The organism is Vibrio sp. (genome assembly GCF_984391705.1).
In genome coordinates this window covers 1-2,940 of the sequence record NZ_CFHWOM010000129.1, presented here as the reverse complement: position 1 = coordinate 2,940, position 2,940 = coordinate 1, and the positions used below count along the sequence as shown (strand labels likewise).

2 protein-coding genes are annotated in these 2,940 nt (G+C 41.9%); both read right to left on the bottom strand.

Features of this window, described 5'->3' with window-relative positions; genetic code table 11:
* Window positions 1-88: 88 nt before the first annotated feature.
* Window positions 89-874, bottom strand: coding sequence for an EAL domain-containing protein (locus tag AC4MRV_RS21830; protein ID WP_491189372.1), 786 nt, complete (start codon window positions 872-874; stop codon window positions 89-91).
* 12 nt (window positions 875-886) lie between these two features.
* Complete coding sequence (locus AC4MRV_RS21825) at window positions 887-2,767, bottom strand: methyl-accepting chemotaxis protein (protein WP_491189371.1); 1,881 nt, start codon at window positions 2,765-2,767, stop codon at window positions 887-889.
* Window positions 2,768-2,940 lie beyond the last annotated feature (173 nt).

Here is a 2,940-nt window from a genome sequence, read left to right as displayed (position 1 = left end):
AGTACGAGTGAATCATACGCAGCAATCTAAGAGAGAAATGGCCATTTGATGACACAGCGATAGAATTAATAGTGACCTGAAAATCGAGCTACTGACGGTTTACGAGTCCAAAAGTTCGACTGGGTTTTCCTAAGTAGAAACCTTGCCCCAAATCTGCACCGACTTGCTTAGCTATTTGAAGGTCTGACGGTACTTCAATACCCTCCATAACAATGGTGCGGCCATGAAGCATCAGGCTCTCTTTTACGTCAGGAAGTGATTCGACAGAGCGGCATCTAAACTTTCGTAAAATACTCTTGTCGAGTTTTACGAACTCTGGTTTTACTTGCTTGACTCGAGCTAAATCTGATTTACCAGCTCCAAAATCATCGACGGCTAGTAGACATCCACCCTCGCGCAATAGTGAAAGCTGCTGCTCTAGCGAAACCTGTGAGTCAGAAACTTGTTCAACAATTTCAATAACAAGGTTCGCAAAATCATAACCGCTATTACTCGCATCATTATGCTTCACACAATTGAACATGGTTTGCCAGACTCTTGGGTGCTGATGTAAATAAGCAATGCTCGCTGGATTTATATTAAGGAAGAGTTTTCCGGATATCTTATCTTTATATTTTCGATAGTTAATACTATGCAATGTAGCGGAAATCAGGTCTATTTTGATGCGTGATAATTTAGATATATTTGAATTGAACAATTGCTCAGGTGAATGAGCTTCCCCTTCTGCATCAGAGCAACGCAGGAGTGCTTCGTATCCAATTAATGTGTTGCTCTTAAGGTTATAAATCGGTTGAAAAACAGAAAGTACCCGATAATTACCAAGATAAAGAATGTAGCCCTTATCGTCTTCAAGCAATGACTTTATGCCCAGCATAGTAGTTTCTTCTTAGTCCAGAAGTTTAAAGCGGTCGAGAATACGTTGCTGCTTACCTATTTCAGTAAGCTGAGCATTCATATACTGATTGGTTTTTTCAGTTTGGGCGATGACTTGTTTGCCCAGTTTGGTGATTTGTAGTGTATTGCGACTCACCTCAGATGACACTAAGCTCTGCTCTTCTGTTGCAGCTGCTATTTGACCCGTGAACTCCGAGATATTCCCGATGTTCTCTTTCACCGAATGAAGAGCCGCGCTTGCTTGCCTAGCTCGCTCTACAGCGTCTTTGACGTCGTTTTCACTAACTAATATCGCTTCAGCCATAAGGCTTGTTCCTGATCGAAGTTGCTGGATTTTTTCGTGTATCTCTTTCGTGGATTCTTGAGTACGCAGAGACAGCAACCGAACATGGTCTGCAACCACCGCAAAACCTCTACCTGCTTGACCTGCTCGGGCTGATTCTATAGTTGCATTCAAAGCAAGTAAGTTAGTTTGGTTGGCGATTTCACTGATCACATCGAGGATGCTTCCTATGCTGTCTGTTGCTGCAATTAGAGCGTCGGATTGAGTTGAGACCTTTTTCATATTAGATGAGAGTTTGTGAATACTTTGCTCAGTCTGCACAACAATATTCACACCACTTAGTACATTATTGGTTGCCTCGGTGGCATTTTGAGCCGTGTATTGTGTATGTTCTGCTGTGTCTTGTGCTGAGGCAGCCATCTGTTCTATTGCGGTCGCAAGGCTATTTAACTCTGAGATCTGATAGTTGATGTCGTTACTTACCTCAAAAGAAGTAGACTGCGTCATCTCCGCATGATTTCGTAACGTGGCTGAGACCTGTGTGGAGTCCAACATCTGTTGCTGGAGGTTAGCGACAAAGTGATTAAAGTTATGAGCAAGTTCTGCAAATTCGGTATCAGTGTCTGTTTTTAGGCGTTGAGTGAGATCTGCGTCACCAGAAGCGATGTTCTCGAGGGCGCTGTTCAAGTTATTGATTGGCTTAAATAGGTAGCGGATTAACCAATACAACGACAGAATCGCGATCAATAGGGAGAACCCGGTCAGTATGAATAGGTTGGTGTTTAAATTGGTGAGTTCAGCAATTACTTTTTGCTCGTTAATGATGGCACCAATGTACCAGTCTTCACCCTCTACTTTTTTTAAGCTGACTAAGTGCTTTATTCCGTTCAGTTCAACCTCAGATACCCCTTGTTGCAGCTGAACCTCTGGCACAAACTTAGTGAAAGAGTGACCATTATAACTTTCGTTTGGGTGTGAGATAACAGTCCCATCATCAGTCATCATGAATAGGTAACCAGAGCTAAATAAATCGGTTTGGTTGATTAACTTTGCCAGTGGTTTTAGAGAGACGTCAAAGACGACGTTGCCAATAAATTGGTTAGATCTATCGACCAATGAAGATGAAACAGAAATGATCATTTGATTGGTCGATGAGTCAATGTAGGGCTTTGTAATCACAATATCGTCAGAGTGGCTTGCTTGTTGGTACCACGGTCGATTTCGAACGTCATATCCAACCTCAGGGATCCAACCATCATTTGATACTAAGCTTCCATCTTGCTCATAACCTATACCGACAGCTTGAAAGCTTTTGATGAGGGATGGAGTAGAGATAGCTTCCAAGGCTAATTGGCGATTTGAGGCATCAATGATGTTCAGTGAATGTGTTACGGAGTTCACTAGTTCTCGCTTTGCTTTGAGCTCATATGTAACTGTGAAACTAATACTATTCATTAGTTCACGGACACTAGTTTCAATTTGCTTGTTAAACGTTGAACTGGTCTTCTGTTGTTGTACAAGCCCAACGACCAAAGCGACGGATACAAAGAGTAGGCTTGAAGCAAGAATGATTTTTGATTGAAACTTCATGAAGTGTGATTGACTTTACAAATGATTTGGCCGTGTATGATAGAGAAGATAAAAGTGAATGTTGGTTATAATTTTTATAACCAACAGCTTTGGCTAAGTAAGTACGACTTGCTAGCCGCGACTATCAATATGAATCATCACCGAATCTGGTCGCCAGTACTCGAATTCGCAGT